Origin of the sequence: Photobacterium marinum (assembly GCF_000331515.1) — a bacterium.
In the GTDB taxonomy this organism is placed as follows: Bacteria; Pseudomonadota; Gammaproteobacteria; order Enterobacterales; family Vibrionaceae; genus Photobacterium; species Photobacterium marinum.
In genome coordinates, this window is the sequence record NZ_AMZO01000018.1 from 17,401 (window position 1) to 44,192 (window position 26,792).

The 26,792-nt window shown below is 43.2% G+C and carries 26 protein-coding genes; 10 read left to right on the forward strand and 16 right to left on the reverse strand.

Translation table 11 applies throughout. The features are described from left to right. Positions 1 to 36 precede the first annotated feature (36 nt). The 3 genes from C942_RS12280 to C942_RS12290 form a co-directional block, all read right to left on the reverse strand. Entirely contained in the window at positions 37 to 1,371 is a 1,335-nt protein-coding gene (locus tag C942_RS12280; protein WP_007466206.1) for a MotA/TolQ/ExbB proton channel family protein, read from the reverse strand. Beyond that, on the reverse strand, positions 1,371 to 2,135 hold the full coding sequence (locus C942_RS12285; RefSeq protein WP_036799993.1) for a DUF3450 domain-containing protein: 765 nt from the start codon (positions 2,133 to 2,135) through the stop codon (positions 1,371 to 1,373). The genes C942_RS12280 and C942_RS12285 overlap by 1 nt, the downstream gene beginning before the upstream one ends. A gap of 184 nt (positions 2,136 to 2,319) precedes the next feature. Further along, positions 2,320 to 4,413: a TonB-dependent siderophore receptor gene (locus tag C942_RS12290; RefSeq protein ID WP_007466210.1), complete on the reverse strand. Its 2,094-nt coding sequence runs from the start codon at positions 4,411 to 4,413 to the stop codon at positions 2,320 to 2,322. Between the two features lie 293 nt (positions 4,414 to 4,706). Between C942_RS12290 and C942_RS12295 the strand changes: the two genes are divergently transcribed. After that, positions 4,707 to 5,147 carry a hypothetical protein gene (locus C942_RS12295; RefSeq protein ID WP_007466212.1) on the forward strand — a complete coding sequence of 147 codons (441 nt, stop codon included), beginning with the start codon at positions 4,707 to 4,709 and terminating at the stop codon, positions 5,145 to 5,147. 144 nt (positions 5,148 to 5,291) lie between these two features. Here C942_RS12295 and C942_RS12300 read toward each other — a convergent pair whose 3' ends face one another. After that, positions 5,292 to 6,671, reverse strand: a complete 1,380-nt coding sequence (locus C942_RS12300) for a histidine kinase sensor domain-containing protein (protein WP_007466214.1) — start codon at positions 6,669 to 6,671, stop codon at positions 5,292 to 5,294. 315 nt (positions 6,672 to 6,986) lie between these two features. Between C942_RS12300 and C942_RS12305 the strand changes: the two genes are divergently transcribed. Both C942_RS12305 and C942_RS25355 read left to right on the forward strand, forming a co-directional pair. Continuing rightward, entirely contained in the window at positions 6,987 to 7,613 is a 627-nt protein-coding gene (locus C942_RS12305) for a hypothetical protein (RefSeq protein ID WP_007466216.1), read from the forward strand. Between the two features lie 442 nt (positions 7,614 to 8,055). Then, a complete protein-coding gene (locus C942_RS25355) occupies positions 8,056 to 8,220 on the forward strand; it encodes a hypothetical protein (RefSeq protein WP_007466218.1) in 165 nt (54 codons plus the stop codon). A gap of 177 nt (positions 8,221 to 8,397) precedes the next feature. On the opposite strand, the gene C942_RS12310 is transcribed toward C942_RS25355, so the two are convergent. The 6 genes from C942_RS12310 to C942_RS12335 all read right to left on the reverse strand — a co-directional run bounded on the left by C942_RS12310 (position 8,398) and on the right by C942_RS12335 (position 14,278). Next, positions 8,398 to 8,670 (reverse strand): DUF1496 domain-containing protein, encoded by a 273-nt coding sequence (locus tag C942_RS12310; RefSeq protein WP_007466220.1) that lies wholly within the window; start codon positions 8,668 to 8,670, stop codon positions 8,398 to 8,400. Positions 8,671 to 8,747: 77 nt separating this feature from the next. Next, the gene (locus C942_RS12315; RefSeq protein WP_007466222.1) at positions 8,748 to 9,515 is read right to left on the reverse strand and encodes an alpha/beta fold hydrolase; all 768 of its coding nucleotides are present in this window, start codon (positions 9,513 to 9,515) and stop codon (positions 8,748 to 8,750) included. Positions 9,516 to 9,725: 210 nt separating this feature from the next. Then, entirely contained in the window at positions 9,726 to 11,291 is a 1,566-nt protein-coding gene (locus C942_RS12320) for a YfcC family protein (protein ID WP_332308698.1), read from the reverse strand. Between the two features lie 237 nt (positions 11,292 to 11,528). Further along, positions 11,529 to 12,065 carry a GrpB family protein gene (locus tag C942_RS12325; RefSeq protein ID WP_007466226.1) on the reverse strand — a complete coding sequence of 179 codons (537 nt, stop codon included), beginning with the start codon at positions 12,063 to 12,065 and terminating at the stop codon, positions 11,529 to 11,531. 19 nt (positions 12,066 to 12,084) lie between these two features. Then, positions 12,085 to 13,122, reverse strand: coding sequence for a DUF2955 domain-containing protein (locus C942_RS12330; RefSeq protein WP_007466229.1), 1,038 nt, complete (start codon positions 13,120 to 13,122; stop codon positions 12,085 to 12,087). Continuing rightward, on the reverse strand, positions 13,112 to 14,278 hold the full coding sequence (locus C942_RS12335) for an HlyD family secretion protein (protein ID WP_051035814.1): 1,167 nt from the start codon (positions 14,276 to 14,278) through the stop codon (positions 13,112 to 13,114). Before C942_RS12335 ends, C942_RS12330 begins: the two co-directional genes overlap by 11 nt. A 239-nt stretch (positions 14,279 to 14,517) precedes the next feature. On the opposite strand from C942_RS12335, the gene C942_RS24400 reads away from it, so the two are divergent. From C942_RS24400 to C942_RS12365, 6 genes are all read left to right on the forward strand, one after another. Beyond that, positions 14,518 to 15,033, forward strand: a complete 516-nt coding sequence (locus tag C942_RS24400) for a prepilin-type N-terminal cleavage/methylation domain-containing protein (protein WP_007466233.1) — start codon at positions 14,518 to 14,520, stop codon at positions 15,031 to 15,033. 118 nt (positions 15,034 to 15,151) lie between these two features. Further along, complete coding sequence (locus C942_RS12345) at positions 15,152 to 15,457, forward strand: hypothetical protein (protein ID WP_007466235.1); 306 nt, start codon at positions 15,152 to 15,154, stop codon at positions 15,455 to 15,457. 195 nt (positions 15,458 to 15,652) lie between these two features. After that, on the forward strand, positions 15,653 to 16,528 hold the full coding sequence (locus C942_RS12350; protein ID WP_007466237.1) for an AraC family transcriptional regulator: 876 nt from the start codon (positions 15,653 to 15,655) through the stop codon (positions 16,526 to 16,528). A 119-nt stretch (positions 16,529 to 16,647) separates the two neighbouring features. Continuing rightward, positions 16,648 to 17,403 carry an AzlC family ABC transporter permease gene (locus C942_RS12355; protein ID WP_007466239.1) on the forward strand — a complete coding sequence of 252 codons (756 nt, stop codon included), beginning with the start codon at positions 16,648 to 16,650 and terminating at the stop codon, positions 17,401 to 17,403. Continuing rightward, complete coding sequence (locus C942_RS12360; protein ID WP_007466241.1) at positions 17,400 to 17,711, forward strand: AzlD domain-containing protein; 312 nt, start codon at positions 17,400 to 17,402, stop codon at positions 17,709 to 17,711. The genes C942_RS12355 and C942_RS12360 overlap by 4 nt, the downstream gene beginning before the upstream one ends. Before the next feature lie 731 nt (positions 17,712 to 18,442). Next, complete coding sequence (locus C942_RS12365; protein ID WP_007466243.1) at positions 18,443 to 18,847, forward strand: hypothetical protein; 405 nt, start codon at positions 18,443 to 18,445, stop codon at positions 18,845 to 18,847. Between the two features lie 123 nt (positions 18,848 to 18,970). On the opposite strand, the gene C942_RS24405 is transcribed toward C942_RS12365, so the two are convergent. Together C942_RS24405 and C942_RS12375 are read right to left on the reverse strand one after the other, a co-directional pair. Further along, the gene (locus C942_RS24405; protein WP_007466245.1) at positions 18,971 to 19,471 is read right to left on the reverse strand and encodes an outer membrane beta-barrel protein; all 501 of its coding nucleotides are present in this window, start codon (positions 19,469 to 19,471) and stop codon (positions 18,971 to 18,973) included. A 120-nt stretch (positions 19,472 to 19,591) separates the two neighbouring features. Beyond that, a complete protein-coding gene (locus C942_RS12375; protein ID WP_007466247.1) occupies positions 19,592 to 20,533 on the reverse strand; it encodes a LysR substrate-binding domain-containing protein in 942 nt (313 codons plus the stop codon). A 112-nt stretch (positions 20,534 to 20,645) separates the two neighbouring features. Between C942_RS12375 and C942_RS12380 the strand changes: the two genes are divergently transcribed. Further along, complete coding sequence (locus C942_RS12380) at positions 20,646 to 21,968, forward strand: 6-phospho-beta-glucosidase (RefSeq protein ID WP_007466250.1); 1,323 nt, start codon at positions 20,646 to 20,648, stop codon at positions 21,966 to 21,968. An 81-nt stretch (positions 21,969 to 22,049) separates the two neighbouring features. On the opposite strand, the gene phaC is transcribed toward C942_RS12380, so the two are convergent. The 4 genes from phaC to C942_RS12400 form a co-directional block, all read right to left on the reverse strand. Further along, positions 22,050 to 23,861, reverse strand: a complete 1,812-nt coding sequence (gene phaC / locus C942_RS12385; RefSeq protein ID WP_007466251.1) for a class I poly(R)-hydroxyalkanoic acid synthase — start codon at positions 23,859 to 23,861, stop codon at positions 22,050 to 22,052. A gap of 62 nt (positions 23,862 to 23,923) precedes the next feature. Then, positions 23,924 to 24,274: a phasin family protein gene (locus tag C942_RS12390; RefSeq protein ID WP_007466253.1), complete on the reverse strand. Its 351-nt coding sequence runs from the start codon at positions 24,272 to 24,274 to the stop codon at positions 23,924 to 23,926. A 74-nt stretch (positions 24,275 to 24,348) separates the two neighbouring features. Then, entirely contained in the window at positions 24,349 to 25,554 is a 1,206-nt protein-coding gene (locus tag C942_RS12395) for an acetyl-CoA C-acetyltransferase (RefSeq protein ID WP_007466254.1), read from the reverse strand. Between the two features lie 39 nt (positions 25,555 to 25,593). Next, a complete protein-coding gene (locus C942_RS12400; protein ID WP_007466256.1) occupies positions 25,594 to 26,334 on the reverse strand; it encodes an SDR family oxidoreductase in 741 nt (246 codons plus the stop codon). Positions 26,335 to 26,792: the final 458 nt, after the last annotated feature.

Genomic DNA, 26,792 nt, shown 5'->3' on the forward strand with positions numbered 1-26,792 from the left:
CTTGTATAAAATGCACTTCAAAAATATGGGATCCCATCAGGCTGCGCTTCCTGCTTTTTCAGCCTGTTCCGCAACCAGGCTGATGCCCTGTTTCTCCAGAATATTGCGGATATTATCAGCCTGAGTACTCAACACATTGTGTGCTAGAAGCAACGGCATTGCTGAAACCAGTCCCAGTACCGTTGTTACCAACGCCATGGAAATACCTCCGGCCATCACGGTCGGATCACCGTTACCGAACTGAGTGATCACCTGGAAAGTTTCAATCATACCGGTTACTGTCCCCAGCAGACCCAGCATCGGTGCCAACGCCGCCAGCAGTTTCAGCATCGACAGACCTTTTTCAAGCCCCTGCTGTTCGTCAACAATGGTCTCAAGCAGGCGAAGCTCCAATGCTTCAACTGAACGGTTCTGCGCTTTGCTATACACGTTCAGCACGCGACCAAGCGGATTGTTACCCGGCTTAGTAGGATTTTTCAGCTGGGCTTTAATTTGCTGACGGATCATCATCAGTTTTACGCCACGGAACAATGCAATCACAGCACCGACAGCCAACAGACCAAGAATGATCTTACCTACGACACCACCATGTTCGATGCGATCTTTTAATTCAGGAGAATTAGCCAGTTGCTCAAGCATCACGCCTCGGGAAGGATCAACAACCACTGCCTGCAAACCGGATTCGTTTAATTGGGACATCACGGAGACAGAAGGGCCATTTTCCGGCTGTTTAAGATAAGGTGTGGCAACATGACGTTTGCCATCCCAGGAAATGTAACCCTGATCAGCAATCAGGCCCATGCTTCCCAAACGGTATGCCTGAACAACTGACTGGTGACCTTCACCATTGATGAAAGGAACACTAACCTGACGTAGCTCTGTACTCGCCTGGATCTGCTCAGTCATACCCAGCCAGAGGCCGTTTAACTGAGTGATTGAAGGTAATGCTTTTGCAGCAACAATCTCATTGACTACGGCATCATAGTTTGAGTGATCTGCACCGGTAACTGAAAACGCCATTTCAGTATCCAGTTCTTTTGCAGCCTGACGGACAACACCAAACAACTCACCAAGACTGCCGGTTTCCAATCGTAACTGCTCTTCAAGCTTCGCCAGCTTATTTTCATTTTTGCTGAATGACTTGCTTAACAGCTCAGTTTCTCGCTGAAGGCGGTTACGCTCAGCAATCAGGGCATTGCGCTTCGCTCTGACTTCTTTTTCCGTCAGTTTGAAACCGGCTTCACGCTCTGCGTTATGCGTTTTTTGTATCTGTTGTTCTTGTCTGGTTTTCTCAAGAAGAGTCGGATTTGCAGAAGCCGCAAAAGGCAGGCTAAACAGACATAGTGCGATTGCTAACGTTTTGATTTTCATTACTTGCTCTCCACGTTAACAGATACAGGAAGTGAAATGAGGCCAGGTGCTGCCTGCTTTGAGGCGATAGCAAAAGCCTGATCAATACCTTTGGCAAACTGTGAATCCAACGCCTGCCACCCTGAAACCTTATCGTTCCACGCCCAGTAGCGTTTACCGTCCAGGCTTCGGGCAACCAGTGAAATTCGGCCAAGATACAACAAGTCAGCTTCGATAGAGTCCAGATCCATCAGCTCAATCCGACCCTGATAAATACCCAGCTTGGTGCCGTAATCAACTTCTATCTGATAAGCCTCCAGAATACGGCGATACTTTTCTGCATCACTGACATCGGCCTGCCCCATCATCGCATCTAATTTGGCGATTCTTGCCAGCCGATGCTCCCGACGAACAGGTTTATCTTCAGCTACCAACACTTTTAAACCGTCAATCATCTTATACATCAGAGGAACGATGCCCTGACGGGTCTCACCGATGCCGCGGATTTGAACATTAAGGCTATCAGCCTCTGCTTCCTGGCTCACAACAAGACGGGCTAAGTGATCGCGGTATACAGTCAGGTTCTTCACTTCTTCCTGAAGTTGTTCAATCTCAGCCGCCATCGATAGTGTCGCTTCGGCACTTTTATCAATTTTTTTCTGACTTTGCGCAGAAGAAACATTGATATTCCTTTCAATCGACCTTGCGCTCTCGAGGCTATCGGCGTTTGCACCTGCGGCAAAAAAGCCCATTATTACTGCAAGGCTGGTTTTTCTTAGCTTCATTTTACAAATAATGCCTTCAGAGGATTCATAAAAATAAAAAATCGCTATGAGAATCATAGAGATAAAGTTTAAAAAACAAACAGCGGCATCATAAATGAAAATCAATATCATTTAAAGTATTTTGTTGCTTGAATCAAAAATGTGGGGGAACGTTCACTCCCCCCCACATTAAAACTTAATTTGATTAATAACGTACTTGCAATGTCGCCATGTAATTGCGTCCTTCACCCAGAATGGTCTTGGTCTGACTGCCACCTGCCAGGTAGTCTGTGTCAAAGACGTTTTCAATATTCAGGCGCATGATGATGTCCAGATCCTGATCGTATTTAATCGTATGAGCAACACCTGCATCTACACGGGTATAAGCATCTTTCTTATACTCGTTTTCAGTGTCACCGTAACGCTCACCGACATAAATCACACCCAGGTTAGCATCTGTATTATCCGTAACTGAATAACGGGACCAAATACTCGCTGAAAGCTCAGGTACATCTGCCGGACGCTTACCGTCTTTCGTTACATCAGTAGGGTCTTTCACTTCTGCATCAAGGTAAGTAAACGAGCCATTTAGTGCCAGTTTCTCGGTTACATAACCAGAAGCACTCAGCTCTGCACCACGGTGAACCTGCTCACCAACCTGAGTCGTTATACTTTCTTTTCCAGGTACATCCGCAACATCTTCGCTCAATACTTTGTTTTCCTGAGTGATATCGAAGACAGCTGCCGATACAAATAGCTGATTATCAAACAATTCCCACTTGCTACCCAATTCATACAGTTTGCCCTTCACCGGCTTTAATTCCATGCCATCATTGACATCTTTTTCATCTTTCACCGGATCTTTTGGCTCAAAGCTTTCAGAATAAGTGAAGTAAACAGAACCATTAGATTCAGGATGGAAAATGATACCTGCTTTTGGCAGTACATTGTTGTGCGTATGTTGGTCATTTTCAAAGCGGTCAAAGCGAACACCAGCCAAAACCTGCCATTGCTCATTGAAGGTAACCATATCCTGCAGATAAATACCGTAGGAATCGCGTTCAGTCGGATCTTTCACTTTACCATTGCTATAATGCAGGTTTGCAGGCTTATCCATTGGCTGGCCGACAGAAGCTGTAGAGCCTTTCAAGTACTGGCTTTGCGTTTTGTAGTAGTAACTTAGCCAGTTTGCACCGACAAGCATCTGATGGTCGACACCCAGTGCATCAAACTCACCGACGAAATCAACATAAGCAGTATCAAACTGCCAGTTGTCCCAGCGGTCGTAGCCATTATAAGTGAATGTACCACCAGCCGCGTTGTAAGTATTTGGCTTGGAGAAGCTTTCAATGTCCCGACGCTCAAAGTCCTGATGGTTATACCCTGCCGCAAGATGCCAACTGTCTGTCAGTTGCGCTTTAACATCCAGACCAATATTTTCGACATCATTTTCGATGTTTGACCACTGAGCATCCCACACATGGCCTTCGCCTAAAACAGGTTTACCGTCAACAACGTAGGCCCCGGTATCTACACTGCCGTGGTCATTGGTTTTGTCATAATGGAATGAAAGAGTGACATCATCGTTGATGTCATAATCAACAAACAGGCCACCAACAAATCGTTCAGTTGAAGGGGTGCTGCCGTCGGTGTAATGACGCCATGAATTATAGCTCTGTTTGGCCAGCACAGTTCGAGCACGCAGAGTCTTGTCTGCATTCAATGATCCGCTGACATCAACAACGGTACGTGATGAATTATTCGAGCCGATATCCTGACTGACATTAACCTGAGTTTCATAAGTCGGTTTCTTCGAAACCATGTTGATCAAACCACCCGGCGCAGACTTACCATACAGAAGGCCAGCCGGACCTTTCAGCACTTCGACTCGTTCGAGCAATTCTACCGGCTGACGGTAGTGAGACCAATGTTGCTTGCCGTCTCGAAGATAGCTGTCGCCACTGCCAAGCTCAAAACCTCGTAACTGAAATACCTCACGGTTACGGCCTTTCCCGCCTTCCGAGATACTGGAGTCATTCTTCAGCACTTCTCCCAGCGTAGAAGCCCGTTGCTCATCAATAATCTGCTCATCAATGATTGCTACCTGTCCCGGTGTTTCCAGCTGTGTCGCCTCAATGCGCATTGAAGTGGTGTTAGTATCCGCTTTATAGCCGTAGTCACGGGCGGTAACGACCATGTGTTCATCCACACTGTCCACCTGATCATTGGTTTGTGCATAAGCGGCCGGTGCCGACACGATGATACCAATCAATAAAGCCAGCTGACTTTTAGAAAACATTTTTCCGTTATCTCCATATTATTTGAGCAACTAAGCCTCTCCGGTGGTTATTGTTTTTGAGAGGTAGAATTCAGGCTCACATACGCCCGAGGGCATTACTGCTTAATCTGGAGCGAAATATAAGTGATAACAATTCACATTTGCAGGTAATTTACATTCTTTGCATTCGTAAAAAAGTGTCAGGAAATCATTAACGGAATATCCACTATCACTGGAAAATCGCATCATTCGTGATATTTACTGGATTGGGCGCTATAATGCCGCGGATTTTATTGATATACACGGTATAAGAAGTGACACAAGTAAACCTAGACGAAGTACGTCGCCAACTGACTGAGCTTAACTACAAAGCTGATAAGATTCGCATCGTGACAGTATCACCGATGGACGAGGCGCTGCTGGAGACTTGCACAACCACTGAAAATGAGTGCTTCTACAACAGCTATATGAATGTAATTTATGGCAAAGGCGAGCGTTACGTTCTGGGTTACCGTTGTGAAGATCCAATCATTGATCACGCAATTATCCGCAAAGGCGATCAGTACTTTGACCCGACTCTTCAGGCTGAAGGTGATTTTGAACCTTACCAGTATGCAATTCTGACTGAGTTCACTGTGTTTGACATGATGAAACACGCAAAATCAAACAAAGATTTCCCACCTGATGTTGATTACCTGTTGTCTAAAGCAAGTAAATTCAAGAACGTTATCGACGCAGAAAAAATACGTAAGTAAAACTTCGCAAGCAATGTTTCGGCACGTTATATGTCGATAACAGTCTCAAGCCTGCTTACAGATTTTCCTCCCGTAAGCAGGCCTGGTTAAAAACATACCCTTTATTTTCTTTTCCCGCGCCTAACCCTGCTAAAGGAGCAGTTTTCAGGCTGGCCGGAACAACAAGTTGATCCGCAAACCGCCTTCCGGACGATTTTCAGCACTGACATGCCCGTTCATCAATGACATGGATTCTTTAACAATTGCCAGCCCCAAACCGTAACCACCGGATTGTTTATCCCTTGCCATCTCCAGACGGGTAAACGGATCGAAGATCTGCTGAAGTTGCTGCTGGGGAATGCCGCAACCATCATCTTCAATCACCAATTGTGTCCAGCCATTCCTGTGACCGAGTGAGACTGAAATCTCGGCTTCTGCTCCGGCGTATTTCACCGCATTCCCAAGCAAATTTTTAACCACCCGGAGCAACAGGCGATTATCGGCCTGCACCATTTCGCCACCGTTGTCTCCTTCAAATGTCAGTACCTGCCCCGGCTGAACTTTATCCTGCATATCCAGCACTATATGCTGACAAACAGTTTCCAACTGCACCGGAAGCAGACTCACCGAGTATTTAGCATTCTCAAGCTGGCTATATTCAAGGATCTCTGTTACCAAATCGTTCATCTCGTCAGACTCTTTTTCCAACCTATCCAACAAATGCTGACTATCAACTGGAATCCGCTTACGCAGCAGGTGAAGAGCAAGGCTATGCCGTGCCAACGGTGTTTTGAGTTCATGAGAAACATCACGAATAAGCTGTTTCTGCTTTTGCGCCAAGCCATGAATACGCGTTGTCATATGGTCGAAAGAGTCAGCAAGATGCGCGAACTCAGTAACCTTATCCCCCACCTCGTTACTCACCCGAACACTGAAGTCACCGTCGGCAAGACGATTACTCGCATCCTGAAGCTTATTGAGAGGACGCTGTAAATAACGCGCTAATAGCAAAGAAAACACACTCAATATTAAGATCGCTATAAAGACCTGAATAAGCGAGAAATAATATGGGAAATAGCGTGCAGGATGGTGCTGGCGAGGGAATTGGATCACCAATGTATGACCGGTACGAAGCGGTATGGCAATAATCGGCTGATTAACTCGATTTTCAAATGTCGTATCCAGGCGACGAATAAACTGCAACTTAAATTCAAAATGCGGGTGCATTTCACGGCCACTGATCGTTTTCTTCTCATTATTGAGCACAAACAGGTAATAATTCTGTGCTTTTTCCCAGTCAGCCAGTTCATCCATATCACCGTCTTCAATCATTACTTCAGCCTGATAAGCAAGTTCTAACATTTCTTGTTGGATCTTTTCAGGAACATGAAGCATGGCCCTGATAAGCGCAACTTCTGCGATATTCTGCAAAATAAGGATTAGCAGCAGGATGACAGCAAAATAAGAAAAAAGGCGAAATGCCAATCCATCTCGATTACCAACAAAGAACAGAGATTTGACACTGGAAAAGCGAATTGAACTCATTCTTTTTATTATCTAGCAAAAAAAGAGCGCCACTTTATCACAATTAACAGAAACCTGACTAACAGCATTTAGGAGTTAGTGAAAAAACATGCCATAACTATAGGTGAGATCCGTGCACCTCCTCATAACTATCAAGTTTAAAAGCAATAGATTACACTTACTAAGTGAACAGCACAGTAAACTATGGCATATATTAAAAGAATAAGAACCAAGCATGCTCAGCACCTTTAGAGCATTAAGGTAAAAACTAACGGGCGTAAACCATTACCTATAAGCAGCCCAGTTAGCTAACAAAAAGAACAAGGAATAGTGGCGATGAGACTTTTATTTTTCCTATTTTCCAGCTTGTTAATGTTTGGATGCAGCTCTGGAGTATCTGTTTCCCTCCCTGAGAAGTTTGAAGATACCCCAGAGGACACCGTCGGCTACCTAACCGGTAGCTTGAGTGCGACAACACACGGTCCGTCTTCCGGTGAAGGTCTTGTTACTACCCTGTATTTTCGCCAGTCCGGTGACAATGAGATCATCACTCTGGTCAACGATAGCGACGACTATGATTATAATACCGGTTTTATGAGGGGGCAGCTTTTCAGCATCGCACTACCACCAGGAAAGTACGAACTGTTCTGTGTTGGCTTCAAAGGTAGCAACGGCAATAAACGGATCATTTCGAAATCCCGAGATGATCTAGGCCTGGAATTTACGATTTCGCCGAGTCAGGTCACTTATATCGGGCAGTTTATTACTTCAAGCCTTGTAGCGAAAAGTAAGCTATGGAACCAGGAGTACCCGAGCGGCTACGGAGTGATCACTTATAATGAAGCCAATGAGCGTGACAAAGCTTTATTTTATGAGCGTCACCCTAATCTGATTGGTTTTGATTTCGATTACCAAAAACTGGCTGAACGAGACAGTCAGGTTGTTTCAGCTAAGTCCAATTAGGCAACAGCCAGCAGCACCTTACGTAGCAAAAAGCGAGAGTCATAGTCTCGCTTTTCAGATTATTGAAGAATCCAGCTCCTGCGAGGTTTTCTTTTATCAGTTGATGTTCATCACGGCAACAACTCTATGACTTGCTGGATCCGATGGTCTGCCTTTATCAGCAGTCTGAACCAATTCCCTGAAGGAATTGGCTTTTTTAATACTATTAACGAACTATATTTACCCTTACACATTAAATTCCCGTCAAAGCGCATAAATATCCGCTTACCTATCAGATATGCATGGTTGTTTTTTAAAATCCGTATAAAATTTGACGCATGTAGATACGTAAAGCGCATTTTTTTCTGGAAATGCACCTCGTTTTGTATGAAAATGACAGCATATAATTAATGACATGGCAGCCGGTATTTACCCAATACCGCAAATGAAAAGGAATAGTTCAATGAATAGCCACAAAGCAAAAGTTATCGCCAATTGGAAACCAACTAACGCACGCGAAGCCGCAGCCATGAAAGAACTGCTAATGCAGGAAATGGGTGTAGCTCCAGAGCATCACCAGGGCGGTACCGGTAAACTTGCTCCAAACTCTGGTCGTGTGATTCGTTAATCACAAGACGTTCGGTATTCGGAAAAGGTAACAGTTTCCCCCTTGCTAGCCCAAACCGAATACCAAAATCCAGCCTGATAAAACCACCAATTACTCTTTTTATCTGCTGGCTTTAAAGCAAAACGCCGTATCGTTTATCACGATACGGCGTTTTCTTTTTTAACGGTTCAAGTTAACTTACTTCGTCTCTTCCAGCTTATTCCAACGTACTTTACCGTTTGATTCAAAATCGTTTTCTGGCCCACATTCAATTGTAATTTTACCAATTACAAGCACTGCGCCAACGGAGTACTCTTTACCATCATAAAAACAAACCCGCTGATTCTGCAAAACAGGTTGCAGGGTAATTTCCGGTTTACTCGATACCGACACTTCCTTCGCGGCAATACCAGTAGAAAAACCACTCATTAATAAGCCTGAGCAAACAACAGCTGCTGCCAATTTCTTCATACACTACCCCATCTGAGCAGATAGCAAAAACATCTCCTGCGATAGTAAGTTATCTGAGAGGTTATTGATACATTAAATCACTCCAAAAACTCTTTTACAGCCATACTAAAAATTTCTGGCGATTCTTGATGAGCGGCATGTCCAACAAAGGGAATATTCAAAAAAGAAGAGTTCATTATTCGTTCCGTCAATTCCACAGCTTCACGCAATGAGAACAGTTCATCCTCATCACCACGAGCAATCAAAACAGAACATCGAATATCATCCACCGTTTCTTTAGGGTACCCGGAGACATCCAGATCTAACCACAGATCCTCTACAACGGATTGGATCAGTCGCTCAAAATTTCTGTCCGGATTGATCTTCGTATAGTATTCAACCGAATCTGGATACGATTCCATCCAACTATCACTGGTTAATCCGGCAAGCAATGGAAATGATGGATCATTGGATTCAAGCCGCCACTGAGCCCCTAGTGCAATAAGTTTTTTTACGCGATTTTGTGCATTTGCAGCCAGTCTATAGCCCACAATACCGCCATCACTAAAACCTAACACAGAAAATGCAGTGATTCCTAAATAGCGCAATACAAGTTCAACATCTTCCTGATAACGGGCATAACTTAATCTGCCTGTACCAAGCGATGACTTCCCATGTCCACGGAAATCAATTCCAACAACATAATAATGATCAGAAAAACGCTCAAGAATAGGGTTGAAATCAACTATAGAACCCAAACCACCATGCAAAAAAACGAGTGGCTTCCCCGCTTTATTCCCCGTAGTTTCAAAATAAATATCCGCGTCACCAACAGATAAATATTCACCATCTCTGTGTGTAAACATCGGTACTTCTCTCAAGCATAATTAATTTTTTTTAATTATATTACAGCCCTAGAACACCTATTCCTTACTTTAAACAATCCTTATGAAAACTTGGAATGACAGCAAAAAACTATGTAATAAGAAACTCTTATTGCTCCATTAATGACAAATAAAGCCACGTTTTAAATAACGTGGCTTTTAAGACAGTATTATTTCCTCGGTATTTAAAGGTTAAACCATCATAACCTGCCCTACCAGCAGTGCTGAACCAAACACTAACAGGAAGGCCACAATTGGAAATACGAATTTAACCCACTTGTTGAATTGAATATCCAGCATCTGCAAGGTCACCAGAACCAAGCCGGTTGGAGCCAGGAACAACATTGCGTACTGTCCCCAGTTATAAGCAGAGACTACGATATCACGTGGGATCATTACCGTATCCGCCAGAGGTGCCATAATCGGCATTGAAAGAACAGCCAAGCCGGACGAAGACGGAACAACAAGACCAAGCAAGAAGAAAATAAACATCTGAGCAACAGCAAAGACACTACCGTGCATACCAGAAACTAAGTCAGACGCATAGGCCAAAATAGTGTCTGAAACCATGCCCTGCTCAAGAACGATGTTCACACCACGAGCCATACCGATAATCAGAGATACTGCGACCAGTTCGGATGCACCTTGAGTAAACGCTTCTACCGCTTCTTTCTCATTCAAACCTGAGATGAAGATAATGATAATCGCAATAGTCAGGAATGATGCTGCCATTTGCGGGAACCACCAACCGGCTACAGAAACCCCCCATACCATCAGCGGAAAGGCAATTGCGAATAAAGTGAGAATCACCTTACGACGCAAGGTAAAAGGAACTTCTGTATCCAGTTCGCCATTTTTCAGGAAACGAGCACGAAACTCTTCACGATCTTCATAAGTATACGAAAAAGATGGATTCTTTTTGATTTTTTCGCAGTACCAATACAGGTAACCGATAACGACAGTTACACCGATTAAAAAGCCGAAAGAGCGAATTCCTAATCCTTCAGTAAAGGAAATACCAGCTGCATTAGATGCGATAACCACAGAGAATGGGTTAATAGTAGAGAACGCAGTACCGATAGAAGCCGCCAGGAAAATAGCGCCAACACAAACAATCGAGTCGTAGCCAAGAGTCAGGAATATGGGCACCAGAATCGGATAGAAAGCGACAGCCTCTTCTTCCAAACCACAGGTTGTGCCACCGATTGCCATAACAATAGAAACCAGAGCAACAAACAGGAACTCATTGCCTTTGGTTTTTTTAGACAACGCAACCAGTCCGGCATCAAAAGCACCTGTCTTATTAATGACGCCGATCAGACCACCAAGAATAAGAATGAAGACAATAATATCGGCACCTTCTATTGTCCCCTTCACCATACTTTCAGCTACATCTCCCAAACCTTTTGGTGATTGTTCCAGCCGTTGATAAGTATCTGGTATTGCGATTGGTTTACGAATGGTGCCATTTACGAACTGATCAATATTTATATTGATATTTAACTTCTCTAATTCATCCTGATTTGCAGCAACGCTGGTAACATCACCATACGGACTGGTGACCAGTAAGTTATTACCGTCAGAATTATAAGAGAGCTTTGAATAAGAACCTGCGGGGACAAACCATGTCAAGCCAATCGCCAATAACATAATTATAAATAAAATTGTAAACGCTGTCGGAAAGCGAAAAGTTTTCCCTAATTTTTCTGTAATAAGCATAAGACGTCCCCAAAGGTTTATCTGGAACAAGTAATTCATTCTTACGCCCGATAAGATATTACGATATCACATAAAAATATGTCGTCTGAGTCGCAAATGAAATAACTGAAAAATCATTCCCGTATAATCACTTTATTTTCATAACCCTCATTTTCGAAATCTAATTGTTTAGATATCAAGAAATAAAACACATAAAGTAAAACATCGCTCGAAGATTATTGAAAGATCGCAAACAAAAACTCAGCAAATAACTTTCATTATCACATTTAATTCAATTTAAACATTTACTTTCATGCCCCATTTTATGGCAAGTGATTCTATATTTTTGACAAAATCATTCTTATCTTGACAGTAAGCATCAATATTATTATTGCAGCTTTTGGCATTTCTCTTTTTCAATAAGCCATATTCACTAGCAATATCAGGGTGAGCAATAAGGTAATCCCGAAAGCAAAGATGACGATAAATATGCGAGTTGCCACGTTCAAACACATGCAGATGACAAATATGCCTCACACCACCTTTTTCGAAATAGCGCCGCCCTGAAATACCATTTTCACCTTTTGCTACATAGTCGGCTGCCGCGAGCTTATGGGCCACCTGTACGAAGCTGTTCATATCGCTGACTTCAGCAAGAATGTCTATAGTTGGCTTAGCAGCTAGCCCTGGAACTGATGTACTCCCGATATGATAAAGTTTAATTGATAACGGTTTTATCTGTTGCTTGATATTCTTAGCTTCAACTTGAAATTGTTCAGGCCAATACGGGTCGTAATCCACAACTTCAATAATTCGCTTTCCTTTTTCACTCATAGCTATCTGATATTTCCTCCTACTGCGTTTCATTTTCTTTGGATTTCTCATAAAGATCCATCAAAACAGAAACACTGATCATATAGACTGATGCCAACAGAATCTGTGCGATCCGACCATAAAAGCTCAGCTCGATTAACTTGCTGTCAGATGAAATAGTGCCTCCCAGAACAACAAGCATGGCAGACATAACTCCAGCGCATAAAGGCGCTTTTTCCGGCTTTTCATAAATCATTGAACCAATGCTCAGACTAACAAGAGTAATCAGTGCAATGAGAAAGATAAACTGTGGTGTAGTTACAAGCAGCTCGTACAAAATTACTGCTAATAAACCTCCAATAGTATTAGTTAATAATAAAAACAGACCTATTTTGATACTCTTTACGGTCGTGATTTGTAATGACAAAATGCCAATAAATACCATGGTCAAAATCGCACCGTTAATCTGAAAATAGTAAAAATATACAATTACCGGATAAGCGACTATTAAGGCTTTAGCAGACGCATAAATTCTAAGTTCTTTCGATAAAATCTCCGGTGTCGATAACTGAGTTTTCTGCAGGGGATCTGGAAATAACCAATGGAGAACAGCAAAGGCTATAACAGCAAGAACACCGGAAATAATCAGTCCGGTGCCAACATAAATGGCGACAGCTGAGTTGGTTATCCCCAGATAAGGCAATAGCATGACTGATATCAGCAAAATCGTAGCGAAAAAATTCCAGTGTGGATCAAGAAACAGGTAATAGGCATAAAACATCAGCCCGCCAACCAAGATAAGTAGAATCAACGGATACTGTGTTATCCCCATACTGACAGCCAATCCCACCAGCACGGTCAGCACCATCGCTAACACCAGTTGCTGGAATCTATCTCGGTTAGATACAGGATAATCAGCTAAGAATTTAGCAAGGAAAACAGGGAAAACAAATGACAGCCCCCAGCCTATGCCGAAGGCCAACATACAAGCAGTTACAACACCAATTACATACCGCTTTACCCTTACAACATAAAGCTGCTGTTCCAGTAACACCTGATTATCTTCACTAGCGGACATAGGATAACCAGCTAACAATACGAATCCAGATTCTTCCGAAAATATTCAGCGCTGAATTTTCTTGGGTATAAACAATCACATCAGCCTGACCACCAACCCGCCGCAGTCCTCTGGCACTATCGTCATCAAACTGGATGGTTACCGGGAATCGCTGCGTCTGCCGCAGCCATCCTGTCTGTGAAGAAACTGAGGCCAACTGCCCTACCTGTTCTGTTTGCCCCCAGTTAATCCCCCAGTCAATACTGGCTACCTTCCCTTTAAAAACACGGCCTGGAGCGTAATCGAGAACAATTTCCACCTCATCACCGACAATCATGTTACCCAGGCTGTTTTCACGAAAATACGCATCAATCCAGACATCTTCTCCTGAAACAAACGTCAGTAACGGCTGACCTGAACGGGCATAAAATCCTTCATCAAGCCGAAAGTTGGACACCCCACCTATAGCCGGTGCGCGAAGAACGGTTCTTTCCAAATCGAGCTGAGCTTTTTGCAGTTTCAGCAATGCAGACTTCATCTGGCTGTTATTTTTTCCCTTCGCTCCCAACTGTGTTTTAGCCTGTTCAAGGTTTGCCTGCGCCGATTCAACCTGAGCTTTGGCACTCGCCAGTGATGCCCGTGTTTTGTCCGCTTCTGCTTTCGGGACAATCCCTTTTTTCGCCATGGCCAGAATACGTGATGCCTGAGTACGAATATGTGCCTGGTTAGCCAATGCATCAGAAAGCTTTGCCTGTGCCGATGCCACTGATGCAGTCTGAACACCAACACTCTGACCGGCTTTCACCAACCCTTGCTCAGCTTCTTCTACAGCCAGCTGATAATCAGCTGGGTCAATCCTAATCAAAGCATCTCCTGGCTGAACAACCTGATTAGGCTCAACTTGTACTTCCACAACACGTCCCGAAACCAGAGGTGTCACCGGAATAACATATCCCCGGACTCGCGCCATATCAGTGGATGGAATATAACGATCAGCGAGAACATAAAAAATAAACAATCCAATACAAATCAGCAGAACAAAGAAGGTTGCCCGCTTCACTTTCTCTTGTGCGGTTCGCTGTTTCTTTTCTTTTTTTGTTCTATCTTTCTTCACCCGCTTCGGCTTTGCTGATCTGGCCCTTATTCGCTCATCTGGCTCAGCCTGAACATTCGGCATGTTTTCATCAGACATACAAATGGCTCCGTCAGAATTATCAACGCCCCTTGCGGGATGATTTTAATGCCCGATATAGATTTTAGCTGTCATGGCTTTATCCAATGCATTAACAAAGAGAATCATTTTAAAGCTCACCTCACTACATCAAATAAAAGTATTTCTCTTGAAACTATTTATATAGCTTAATATTCCATTTAAAATACACAACCCAGAATACAATTACGCATTAAGGTGTATTTGTGAAATATATATCCAAAGATAATGGTTTTACCATTATTGAATTGATTGTGGTTATAGTTGTTGTAGCTATTGTGGCTGCCATTGCCGCTCCACGTATCATGAACACTTCTACTGACGCTAAAATTGCCAGCTTAAACGGGTTTATCAGCGCCTTCCGAGCAGCAGAAAGTATTGTGGAAGGAAAGATGATCATTGAGGGAAAAGAGATGACCTCTCAACATGTGCTAACCAGCCAAGAAGGCATCGAAGCTCAATATGGTTCCATTCGGCTGAGTAACGATAACCTCAAGCGCATGATGAATGTAGATGGGTATCGTATCGTGACCTGTTTGGATAAAACCCAAATGTTTGTAGTACCAGCCACATACAAAGACGTACCTGACGGTGAAGATTCAATAGAAGCCTGCCGCGCAGCTCTCGCAACCTTCTGCTGGGTTTCTCTTTACAACCCTCAAAAAGAAGGAACGGAAAATGAGAGAGTTTTCGATATCAGCCGAAATTACACAAAGTGCTAAGTTGATTTACTGAACTTACCTCAAACAACATAAGCTCTCATGAAACTACGTGGCAACAAATTTCAGCTAGGATTTAGTCAACCCTTTTTCTGGCCACTAAAGAAGCGAGAGCCAAGTCATGAAAATGCTGATGAATGTCGACTTCCCTCACGAACCTTTTAACTCACTGGTTTTGGAAGGCAAAGCCGGTGGGATCATAAAAAAAATCCTTGATGATATAAAACCAGAACACAGTTTCTTTACCGAAAATAACGGTAATCGAAGTGCTGTACTGGTATTCGATATAACAGACAGCTCGAAAATCCCCAGTTATGCCGAACCCTTCTTTCTAGTATTTAAGGCAGACTGCCACTTCAGAATCGCAATGACGCCAGCCGATCTCGCAGCATCCGGACTCGATCAGCTTGGTAAAAAATGGCTCTGATTTATAGCGGTGTCTAATTCACCCTTTCTGACTTCGTAAGTTCAGTGCCTGAACAATCATATTGTCCCGTCAGGCACTTCCTCCTCCTCTGTGTCTCTCATTTGTCGAAAGAGCAATTTTGTACAAACACCAACAGTGCTATTTCGTTATACTCATGGTTGCAACACAACTACAAAGGATCCTGACAGATAAGCCATGGAGAATCATAACAACAAAAACACTCGGAAAAACAAGACGTCAAAAGAGCAGGCAACTTATAGCGTTGCCAAAGAACTCGGTGGCATTGAGATACTGGATGCTAACTACCATCATCAGAATTTTTCACGTCACAGTCATGAAGGCTATACCGTCGGTATTATTGAGCACGGCGCGCAGAAATTCTATCGAACTGGCGGTAATCATATCGCGCCGCAAGACAGCATTATTCTGGTTAATGCCGACGAAGTTCATAACGGTCACTCTGCAACAGAAGGTGGCTGGTCTTATCAGGCGATGTATCCCCTGCCACAGCAATTTGAGGCTATCAGCAAAGAACTTAATTCTAACCTTTCAGGAACCGGGCGAGGAGCCCCGTATTTTCCATCCCCTGTTGTTTATGATCCTGAGTTGGCTAACCAGTTCCGCCTGGTTTTTGATACGTTGAAAAAATCAGACAACCGACTTCTGAGGGAAACCCTCTTGTACAGTGTCCTGACCCGGCTGATGTGCAAACATAGCAAGCGGAGTGTGACTCCACACGAACCATCCAAGGCACAACGACAACTTAAGCTGGTCAAAGAATTTATTGATGATTTCCCCAGCGCTGATGTCTCACTGCAAGAACTGGCAAATCTGGCCTCATTCAGCCCTTTTCATCTGGTTCGGGCCTTTCAGAAAGCCTATGGATTTCCTCCTCATGCCTATCAGATCCAGACAAGGTTACGACTGGCAAAAAAGCTGATCAGACAGGGATATAAGGTTTCTGATGCAGCACAGGAAGCAGGCTTTCACGATCAGAGTCATTTCCACCGCCACTTTAAAAAAGCGATGGGTATTACACCAGGCCAGTTTGCCGGACAGGTTAATGCCTAAGCGGAGAGTGTGGCAATAGCTCAGATTTTCAAGCAAACTGAGCAAAAACGTACAAGGTAACTCTCCTGCCAATCTCTACAGTAAGTAAGACCAATTAAATAAAATGAAGTAAATATTCAATGCAAACACCTGTTTCATCAATAGATCACACCCTGCGCGGTGAAAACGAGAATAAATTTAAACTGTTCAGACAAGGCGCACTGGCCGTCACCCCTCTCTGCGTAGCAGTAATTCCATGGGGTTTACTCGCGGGCTCCTTTGCGGTTGATATTGGCCTGGACATATTTCAAAGCCAAGCTCTGTCAGCAATTGTATTTGCCGGCTCGGCACAACTTGTCGCTACCGGTTTGATCAATGCAGGTGCTGGATTGGCAACTATCCTGCTCACCACCCTGTTCATTACCTCCCGCCATCTGCTCTACGGGCTGACCATGCGCAACACCATCAGTCCGTTGCCGCTACGCTGGCGTCTTGGACTTGGTTTTCTGTTGACCGATGAATTGTTTGCCGTATGCGGGCACCATTCTCCAAAAACATTTAATCGCTGGTATGCGCTCGGTGCTGGTCTCTGGTTCTATATCTGCTGGAATCTGGCCAGTTTCGCCGGAATCGTTGCCGGTAAATTTATTCCAAATCTGGATTCACTCGGCCTGGACTTTGCCATTGCAGCAACCTTTATTGCTATTGTGATCCCGACCATCAAAAACATTGCTGTTCTGATTTCAATTCTGGTCGCTATGGTTCTTTCTGTGACTTTACAAGCGTTTGAGGTTGAAGGCGGACTGATGATAGCAAGTCTTGCCGCCATGATTGCCGGGTACAGCTACGACAAAATGTTCGGCAAGCGACAGCAGGAAACAGGAGACAATGCATGATCTGGCTGACAATTTTCCTAATGATGCTTATTGTTTTTTCTAGTCGTTATATGTTTCTGGCACCTAAACTACCATTAAAACTTAACGCAGAAGCACAAAAACTACTGAGTTACTCCAGCCCTGCAGTATTAACGGCTATCTGGGCACCAATCGTATTTCTACAGGACGGAAAACCTGAAATCACGCTACATAATCCATACCTGATTTCAGCAGTGCTCGCTGCGTTCATTGCATGGAAAACAAAGAGCGTTCTTGTTACGGCAGTGATCAGTATGACGGCCTTCTTCCTGCTCACAACAGTTATCTGATTTAAAATACCCCCCCAAAAAAAGCCGTACTTATCCAAATAAGTACGGCTTTTTCAGATTCTTAAATGCCCAGCATGTAGAAACAAAGTGTAATAGCTAAAAATCTTATCCTACAGACGCTAATAAGCACCGTTTGCAAGCCACTCATCTCATCAGAGTTAATCGTGCAGATATTTTCTACGGTAATCTGATGCCTTAGCAAAAACAAACATTGGTAGAGCAGGAGCAAGTAAACCCAAGCTATACACTAACTCTTCATTCTCCAGTAACTGGTAGGTACTTATCAAAAAAAGCAGAAACAGCCCACATAAAATGAACCAGTGGATTACAGGATGATCTTTAGAAAACTGTGCGTATTGACGGATCACTGAACTTATTACTCGGAATTATTATTGCTTACGAAATTCAAGCGACCAGCTACTAGTTAACTTAAGTAAATTTTCATTTTTGAGTCATTTTACGCATTTTTAGTGACATTAAGCCCAACTATATACATTTAAAGAATTCTACAAAATGCACACAACCATCACTTTTTATTGGTAACCATATTAAAGAGGAAGAAAACAACTTATTGACACAGCAACTCATAAAATTGATTTCTCGACAACAAGATATAATTCGGGAAAACAGATGTTGGGGATAGCATTAATGTGAACGCTGTTCTATTTTTTATCTCAGTTTACGTCTCAGCTTCAGACTACAATCTCACATACATCAGAAAGGAGTTCAGGATGTTCTTATCACTACTGGGCGTCACGTTTTGCGTATCACTCTTCGTTTGCTTCATTGTCTCACGACTGTTCGAAAAGCCTCTCGACGGAATTCTTGAACGTATCGTTGCCGATGATATTGCTTATGCATGGACAAAATATCTGAAATTTGCCATTTATGTAGTTGGTATTTCAGGTGGTGTAAGGATCTATTATCTGGAAAATTTCCTGCGAACTCCCACTGAAGACTTCGCCCCACCCGTTCTAAACACAGATCGCTGGGTACTCGAAATCTACAGAACAGTAATAGAGTCTCTGCAATCTATCGCATGGATGCTGCTGATCTTCTTCATCTTTGCGCTAATTGCGTATGTCATCGTTAGAGTCTTTGAATTACGGACAGGAAAAAGCGTTAAACCTGATTAACAATCAACAACTTATCACAAGTGCAAAGTGAGTATATACTCATGTTGTCTCCATTGTTCATGAGATAAAACCAAAAGAGCCCGCAATCACTGCAGGCTCTTTAATGTATATAATATGTATCTATTAATTAAAGCGGTAATTCAAGCCGACGCTCAGGCTGTCTTCGTCAATATTATCCTGATTGGATTTCATTCCAAATGAGTGGTTATAGTTGCTGACAATCTGGAACTGCTTATTGATGTTGTACCCTAACGATGCCCCCACCATTACTCCCAAATCCGACTCTTTTAGCTGTTTATCTTCATAGCGAGCATAAGTAACACCAGCTTCAGGTGAAACAAAGAAATCAGACTGCTGAATACTGTATGGCTTTTCAATTGCAAAAGTATAGTTATCATAATCAGCGCCATTCCCTGTTAGTGTGGCCGCTGTACCTTTGAAGTTCCCCCAACCTAATTCGCTGGCAGCCTGAAATTTAATTCCATCTACTGTGGTGTGACGGTTTCCGACTTTAACATCACCGTGCTCATAGGTCGCTCCCATGTAAGTCTGCACATCCTGAGCCTGTGATACAGCAGGTAATACGGCGATCATTGCGACGGTAAGCATTTTTAGGTTTTTCATATTATTTATCTCCTATTGGCTGACCGTTTTATCATATTAAAAACACCGTACATTAAAAGCGTGTTCTGTGACAAATTAAGATTGCACATTTGTATGACCAATTGATACTTACTGTCCGACCTAACCCACCAACAACGACTGAATCCAGTTAGCAAACGCTTCAAATCTTGGTCTTTTTTCCAAGCCTTTTGGACAAATCAGATCGTAGCCAAGGCCGGTATTAATTGCTTTGAAAGGTGCCACCAGCTCTCCTTGCTCAATATAATGCCGAACCAGTTCATAACGGCCCATCGCAATTCCCATCGACTGCCTTGCCGCTGAAATTGCCATTTCTGCATGGTTAAAAACGTATTGCTGCTGAGATGTATCAATCTCAACATCAACGCCCTCCAGCCATTGTTGCCACTCATGATTAGGAGAAATAGCGTCTAATGATTCTGTACAATGGATAAAACAGGCTTGAGAAAGCTTCGATTGCAATAGTTCAGGTAAAACTGAATCTTCATCACCATTTGAATTATGCAACAAACCTAATTTTTCTGCGTAATCAGGACTACAAACCGGCGTCAGCGTTTCATCAAACAGCCTTTTGCAGTAAAAATCACTATGGTGAGCATCACCGTAATATATAGCCAAATCGACCGGTTCATTCTGAAAATCCAGTCTACTTGCTTTAACCCGAATTTTGACATTCAGGCTTGGATATAAGGCCTGAAATTTTGACAATCGAGGCAATAACCAGGCCTGACCGAAAGTTGGGGCTACACCGATATAAAGCTCACCGCGCAATTCGTTAAAACGAATATCTTCCATTTCGGCAAAAATGCGATCAAAAGAAGCGTTTAATGTGGCCAGCATTCGCTCCCCTTCCGGAGTCAGTTCCAGTCGACGAGTTAAGCGTACAAACAACTTAAAGCCCAATTGCTCCTCAAGCTTTTTAATCCTCTGGCTTACTGCGCCTTGGGTAAGGCACAGATCCTCTGCAGCTTTAGTAAAACTTAAGAATTTCGCTGCCACGCTGAAGGTATGCATATTGGCTATCAAAGCCTGTTTATGATCCATTTTGACCACCATGAATTAAACCAGCTAATGCATGATAGCTTTTATTTGGTTTGTCCGCTTGATTTGTTTGGCGTTTAATCAACTCAGGTTATTTATAGGCGAGGCAAACACCATGAAGGATTATCTTAAAATTGCAGTGATCGGCGCAGGTTCCAGCTATACACCCGAGTTGATTGAAGGCCTGCTTAAACGCAAACACGAACTTCCAATTGGCGAACTCTGGCTGGTTGATATTGAGGAAGGTAAAGAGAAAGTTGAAATCATCGCCGGACTAACCCGCCGCATGATTGCCCGAGAAGGTCTGGATATTAAAGTTGAAGTCACACTTGATCGTAAACCAGCCCTTAAAGATGCGGATTTTGTTTGCTCACAATTCCGCGCCGGTTGTCTTGAAGGTCGTATCCGCGATGAGCGCATCTCACTAAAATACGGCATGATAGGTCAGGAGACCAATGGTCTTGGTGGCTTTGCTAACGCATGTCGTACTATTCCGATCACTCTCGAAATTTGCCGAGAAATGGAAGAGCTTTGCCCAGAAGCATGGCTACTTAACTTCACTAACCCATCAGGTATGGTAACTGAAGCAATACTTCGCCATACAAAGGTAAAAGCCGTCGGCCTGTGTAATGTTCCGGTTATCATGCAAAAAGGTGTAGCCAAACTGCTTGATACTGAAGAACAGGATGTAATCATGCAGGTAGCTGGTCTTAACCACTTTATCTGGGCTCGTCAGATTCTGCATGAAGGTCAGGACAAATTAAAACATATCGTCAGTGAGATTCTTTCAGGTAAAGATTACCTGGTACCTAAGAACATACCACCATTTGCATGGCCTTCTGACTTGCTGGAAAACATGGGGATGATCCCATGCGCATACCTTCGCTATTACTACATGAGTGAAGACATCATGAAGCAAGAGCTAGAGGAAGCAGATGGCGAAGGTACTCGTGGTGAAGTTGTCAAAGCGATGGAAAAACGCCTATTTGATATCTACAAAAATCCTGAACAGAATGAAAAGCCAAGGGAACTGGAGAAGCGCGGCGGCCAATACTACTCGGAAGCTGCTTGTGAATTGATGAGTTCTATCTATAACGACAAACGCACAATCATGCATGTCAACACTCGTAATAATGGCGCTATTGCCGGGCTCCCTGATGATTGCGCTGTAGAAGTAAGCTCGGTTATTACCAAGAGCGGACCATTGCCTTTAAATGTTGCACCATTCCCAAATGATACATTGTGTCTTATCCAGTTAATGAAAGAATTTGAGAGCCTGACGGTTGAAGCTGCCGTAACAGGAAACCTCAATATGGCTAAACGCGCTTTGATTCTGAACCCAATTGTTAATACAGGCTCAATTCTTGATCAAGCACTCGAAGAAACTGTACGTGAAAATCTGGACTATATGCCTCAGTTTCGTCACTTAATTAAATAGTGAGGAATTGTTAAGTATTAATAAAAAAACCAGCGGGTTAACCGCTGGTTTAATCTAAGGTTTACCTATAACTTTGAGGTATCAGGCTTCTTGTATCACTTCCGCTTCCAGTGCATTTGGCACTTCAATTGGTAGTGTCTGCAATACATAGCGACCCGGAGCTTGGCAAATTACAGGATAATTTGCATTACCTGCATTTCTGGCATCAACCTGCTCAGCAGAATCAAATCCCGCCATCCAGTCGTTCCAGTGTCCCCACCATGAGCCTTCATGACGCTCTGCACCATTTTTCCATGATTCAGGATCAGCTTCGGGCTTACCATTAACCCAGAACCCGTACTTGTTTTTAGCCGGATGATTAACAATACCCGCGATATGACCAGACTCACCCAACACGAAAGTTACTTTGCTGCCTAAGTTCTGTGCACCACGGTACGTACCCTGCCAAAGCGCAATATGATCATCTTCAGTTGAAATAAAGTAAGATGGCACTTTGATCTTATTCAGATCAATATAAACACCACCAACCTTAATTCCTTTCGGATCTTTCAGCTTATTCTCAAGGTACAACTGACGTAACAGCGTATTATGACAAGCAGCTGCAACGTTTGTACTGTCACCATTCCAGTAGAGCAAGTCGAAATCAATCGGGCTATTACCCTTCAGGTAATTATTGATGTAATAGTTCCAGTACAAGCTATTTTCACGCAACATGCTAAATGTGACGCTCAATGAGCGACCATCCATATACCCCTGCGTAATATTTTGAGCTTCAATCGCTGAAACGATTGGATCATTAATATAAGCACCGATTTCGCCAGGCTGAGAAAAATCTAGCAAGGTGGTAAAGAAGGATGCCGACTTAACACGACTGCGCATACGTTTAGCTGAGTAGTAGCCAAGTGCAGCACCCAACAACGTGCCACCTATACAATACCCTGCTGCATTAATCTGCTTCTCACCTGTAATATCAACAACTGCGTCCACAGCCTTGACGACGCCATCAAGAACATAGTTCTCGAAATCAACATCAGCCATGCTGGCATCTGGATTCCGCCATGACATCATAAAGACGGTATGGCCTTGCTCAACCAGCCAACGCACCATGGAGTTCTTCTCGCGAAGATCCAAGATGTAATACTTATTGATAAACGGAGGAACAATCAGCAATGGTGTCGCCTTAACCTTTTCAGTCAAAGGCTTGTACTGAATCAGTTCAAACAGTTCGTTTTTGAATACTACATCACCTGCCGTATTCGCTACGTTTTCCCCCAACTGGAAGGCATCATCATTTGTCATACGGATTTTGAGTACATCCGCACTTGCCTGCATGTCTTCCTGTAGCAACTCCATACCTTTCACTAGGTTTTGGCCGTTCGTTTCGAACGTCAACCGAGCCAGTTCCGGGTTTGTTGTAATGAAGTTAGTCGGTGAAAGTGCGTTAATTGCCTGGCGAGAAAAAAAGCCGATTCTTTCTTTGGCTTTTTCATCAAGCCCATCAATCGACTCGATAGTTTCTTTCATCGTATTACTGAACAGCAAATAAGACTGTTTCAGATAGTTATAAAACATCTCGTTATCCCAGGCAGGATCAACGAAACGTTTGTCATCTTTTTCAGGCTTAATAAGATCTGAGCTGTCACCATTTTGTGTGGTGACGTTTTGCAAGATCTTCATTTGATTTTCCCACCAGTCCAGTTGCAACTGAGCAAGCTTTGCTGGCTGCGCTGCTGCTTTTCCAATCAACTCAGCGGTATCTTCTAGGTTGATTTCATTGAGCGCTTTATTTACGGGAGTATTCATGGCTGCCTTGCCAGTCTCCAGCTCCTTCCACCACATATTGTTCATATCCTGGAGCTTAGCAAAGTAGTCCGAAAAGAAGTTATAGTTCATTCCAATGACCTCTGAACTTGGACTATTGAAGCCGCCTCTTAAGCGAGGCGGCTGAGTGGTCATTATTGAGCTGGTGTAACCTGCTTTACGTTCTCGGCAACTAGCTCTTCAACTTCTGTTTTGAAAGTCTGAGCAATAGCATTGAACTTGTTACTGTCTTCGATTAGTTGTTGAGACAGCTTGGTTAGCGCTTCAAGCTGCTGACTATTGAAGGCAACATAAGACTGCATGTCTTTCACATCGCTTAACGCTTTCAACTGATTCAGACCTAGCTCACTATATGAACGAACAGCAGTAAGCTGAAGCTCAGTCAACTCTTCAACGTTTTTAGTGAAAAGCTTGTTGAACTTAACGTATGGTGCGAGTGTTTTCTCAGTCTGTTCAGAGAAAGATTTAAACATTTCCGTATACATAATTTTTTCCTTCAATTAGTAATTTACAGTGAGGTATCCGAATCTATTGATCCGGATACAATCAATACTTCTGATTAAACATTTTTGAGTACAACTGCAGTACCCATACCGCCACCGATACACAAAGTAGCCAGACCGTACTCAGTGTCGCGACGACGCATTTCATGAAGAAGACTAACAATGATGCGGTTACCAGATGCGCCCAGAGGGTGACCCAGTGCTATAGCACCACCGTTTACGTTTGAACGCTCAGCAAGATCTTCGACTTTAGTGTCCAACTTATCTGATAGTTGATGCAGAACCCCAAGTGCCTGAGCTGCAAACGCTTCGTTAAATTCGAACAAACCAATCTGGTCAACATTAAGCTCTGCTTTTTCCAACGCTTTTATTGTTGCAGGCACAGGACCCAGCCCCATTACTTTTGGATCAACACCACCCTGAGCATAGCTATACAGCTCTGCCAGCGGCGTCAGGCCGTATTTCTCGACAGCTGCTTCAGAGGCAAGAATAATTGCGCTACCGCCATCATTAATACCTGAAGCATTACCTGCAGTAACAGAACCTTCCTTCCTGAATGCCGGACGCAGTTTTGACAAGCCTTCAATAGATGCATCTGATTTTGGATATTCGTCAGTATCAACAATCCTTGTCTTACGACGTTCAGTGACTTCTACTGGCACGATTTCTTCAACAAATTTGCCCTGCTCAATCGCCGCAACCGCTTTTTGTTGACTTACCAAAGCAAAGTTATCTTGCTGTTCACGGGTCAGACCAATCTGTTCAACGATATTTTCTGCAGTCATACCCATGTGATAATTATTAAACACGTCAGTCAGACCATCAGAGATAAGCAGATCGGCCAGTTCCATGGCACCCATCTTTTGTCCATCACGAATTTTTGATGACACACTAAACGGAATTCGTGACATGTTTTCTGCACCAGCGGCAACTACCAACTCAGCATCACCAGCTTTGATGTGAGCCGCAGCATCCATTACCGCTTTCATACCACTACCGCAAACCATGTTAAGGCTATAAGCCGGTACTTCTTGTGGAATGTCTGCATAAATGGCGGCTTGACGACCAGGGCCCATGCCCTGACCAGCGCCAACAACGTTACCCAATATCACTTCATCAACATTCGCTGGCTCAACCTTTGCCTCCTGTAAGGCAGCCTTGATAGCAGTCGCAGCCAAGATTGATGCAGGGACAGATTTAAGCGAACCATTAAAACTGCCCATTGGTGTACGTTTTGCAGCCACAATAAAAACTTTAGTCATTTCTTTAGCGTCCTTTCCTAAAAATTACTTAGCCAACTATCAGTGCATGTACAAACCGCCGTTTACAGACAAGGTTTCTCCCGTAATGTACGCTGCAGCATCACTGGCAAGGAAAGTTACCGCAGCAGCAACTTCATTGGGTTTTGCAAGACGCCTCATTGGTATTTCAGCTTTGATACCCTCAAGCACTTCCGGCTTGATATCATCAACCATAGGCGTACTTGTGTAACCTGGTGCAATTGCGTTAACAGTAACTCCGTACCGAGCACCTTCTGCAGCCAGAGCTTTGGTAAAACCAAGCATTCCAGCTTTTGCAGCAGAGTAGTTGGCTTGGCCAAACTGACCTTTAAGCCCGTTGACCGACGAAATATTAATAACTCGTGCATTGCCGCTGTCACACATAGAAGAAAATAATGGATGAGTGACGTTATATAGACTATTTAGGTTTGTTGTTATCACCTCATTCCATTGCTTCGCCGTCATACGTTTAAACGTTGTATCACGGGTGATCCCAGCATTATTAACCAGCACATCAATGTTACCCTCTTCTTGCAGCAATGTTGCAATCGCCTCTTCACAGTAATCTGTATCCGTAACATCCAATGGATAGAGCCTGACCTGCCCCTCTGAATAGTTATTCTCTTTAAACCATTTCCGAGCACATGCTTCATTGCTCGGGAAGTAAGCTGCTATTACTCGGTATCCTGCCTCAATCAAAGAGTTCGTGATTGCAGATCCGATTCCACCTTTCGCACCAGTTACTAATGCTTTCTTGCTCATTACGGAAGACTCCATTCCATCGGTGATGATGATTAAAATATTGATATCAAAACACTAATGACTCTGATATCAGTAAAAGGGTTTATCCAAACCCAAACAACCACTCGGTTCATGACCGAATTTTTTATAAATTTATCTGTTTAAAAAGACACTTATGTGACCATCAGATTGCATAATTATTATAAGAACACACGCACATATTAATATCAACACACAGCATCAATGGTCGTACCAATATTCCTGAATAGAATCACATTTATTGGGTGCAACAGCGCAATTGATAGTTGTTATTATAATTTTGCAAGAATGGATATTCCGGCATAGCATTAACAGACATAAAGGTCAGTAATGAGATATGAATAAAATATAAAAACAAGGAAGGTGTTTTATGCAAAATTTCACTCTAAACAAAGTGAAATAATTTAGACTTTATTTTAAATTAAATAATTAAGTAAAGA

Excerpts from the sequence above, each read along its gene's own strand:
- C942_RS12280 (WP_007466206.1), bottom strand. The coding sequence starts at position 1,371 with ATGAAAATCAAAACGTTAGCAATCGCACTATGTCTGTTTAGCCTGCCT.
- C942_RS12285 (WP_036799993.1), bottom strand. The coding sequence starts at position 2,135 with ATGAAGCTAAGAAAAACCAGCCTTGCAGTAATAATGGGCTTTTTTGCC.
- C942_RS12290 (WP_007466210.1), bottom strand. The coding sequence starts at position 4,413 with ATGTTTTCTAAAAGTCAGCTGGCTTTATTGATTGGTATCATCGTGTCG.
- C942_RS12300 (WP_007466214.1), bottom strand. The coding sequence starts at position 6,671 with ATGAGTTCAATTCGCTTTTCCAGTGTCAAATCTCTGTTCTTTGTTGGT.
- C942_RS12305 (WP_007466216.1), top strand. The coding sequence starts at position 6,987 with ATGAGACTTTTATTTTTCCTATTTTCCAGCTTGTTAATGTTTGGATGC.
- C942_RS25355 (WP_007466218.1), top strand. The coding sequence starts at position 8,056 with ATGAATAGCCACAAAGCAAAAGTTATCGCCAATTGGAAACCAACTAAC.
- C942_RS12310 (WP_007466220.1), bottom strand. The coding sequence starts at position 8,670 with ATGAAGAAATTGGCAGCAGCTGTTGTTTGCTCAGGCTTATTAATGAGT.
- C942_RS12315 (WP_007466222.1), bottom strand. The coding sequence starts at position 9,515 with ATGTTTACACACAGAGATGGTGAATATTTATCTGTTGGTGACGCGGAT.
- C942_RS12320 (WP_332308698.1), bottom strand. The coding sequence starts at position 11,291 with ATGAATTACTTGTTCCAGATAAACCTTTGGGGACGTCTTATGCTTATT.
- C942_RS12325 (WP_007466226.1), bottom strand. The coding sequence starts at position 12,065 with ATGAGTGAAAAAGGAAAGCGAATTATTGAAGTTGTGGATTACGACCCG.
- C942_RS12330 (WP_007466229.1), bottom strand. The coding sequence starts at position 13,122 with ATGTCCGCTAGTGAAGATAATCAGGTGTTACTGGAACAGCAGCTTTAT.
- C942_RS12335 (WP_051035814.1), bottom strand. The coding sequence starts at position 14,278 with ATGCCGAATGTTCAGGCTGAGCCAGATGAGCGAATAAGGGCCAGATCA.
- C942_RS12345 (WP_007466235.1), top strand. The coding sequence starts at position 15,152 with ATGAAAATGCTGATGAATGTCGACTTCCCTCACGAACCTTTTAACTCA.
- C942_RS12350 (WP_007466237.1), top strand. The coding sequence starts at position 15,653 with ATGGAGAATCATAACAACAAAAACACTCGGAAAAACAAGACGTCAAAA.
- C942_RS12355 (WP_007466239.1), top strand. The coding sequence starts at position 16,648 with ATGCAAACACCTGTTTCATCAATAGATCACACCCTGCGCGGTGAAAAC.
- C942_RS12360 (WP_007466241.1), top strand. The coding sequence starts at position 17,400 with ATGATCTGGCTGACAATTTTCCTAATGATGCTTATTGTTTTTTCTAGT.
- C942_RS12365 (WP_007466243.1), top strand. The coding sequence starts at position 18,443 with ATGTTCTTATCACTACTGGGCGTCACGTTTTGCGTATCACTCTTCGTT.
- C942_RS24405 (WP_007466245.1), bottom strand. The coding sequence starts at position 19,471 with ATGAAAAACCTAAAAATGCTTACCGTCGCAATGATCGCCGTATTACCT.
- C942_RS12375 (WP_007466247.1), bottom strand. The coding sequence starts at position 20,533 with ATGGATCATAAACAGGCTTTGATAGCCAATATGCATACCTTCAGCGTG.
- C942_RS12380 (WP_007466250.1), top strand. The coding sequence starts at position 20,646 with ATGAAGGATTATCTTAAAATTGCAGTGATCGGCGCAGGTTCCAGCTAT.
- phaC (WP_007466251.1), bottom strand. The coding sequence starts at position 23,861 with ATGAACTATAACTTCTTTTCGGACTACTTTGCTAAGCTCCAGGATATG.
- C942_RS12390 (WP_007466253.1), bottom strand. The coding sequence starts at position 24,274 with ATGTATACGGAAATGTTTAAATCTTTCTCTGAACAGACTGAGAAAACA.
- C942_RS12395 (WP_007466254.1), bottom strand. The coding sequence starts at position 25,554 with ATGACTAAAGTTTTTATTGTGGCTGCAAAACGTACACCAATGGGCAGT.
- C942_RS12400 (WP_007466256.1), bottom strand. The coding sequence starts at position 26,334 with ATGAGCAAGAAAGCATTAGTAACTGGTGCGAAAGGTGGAATCGGATCT.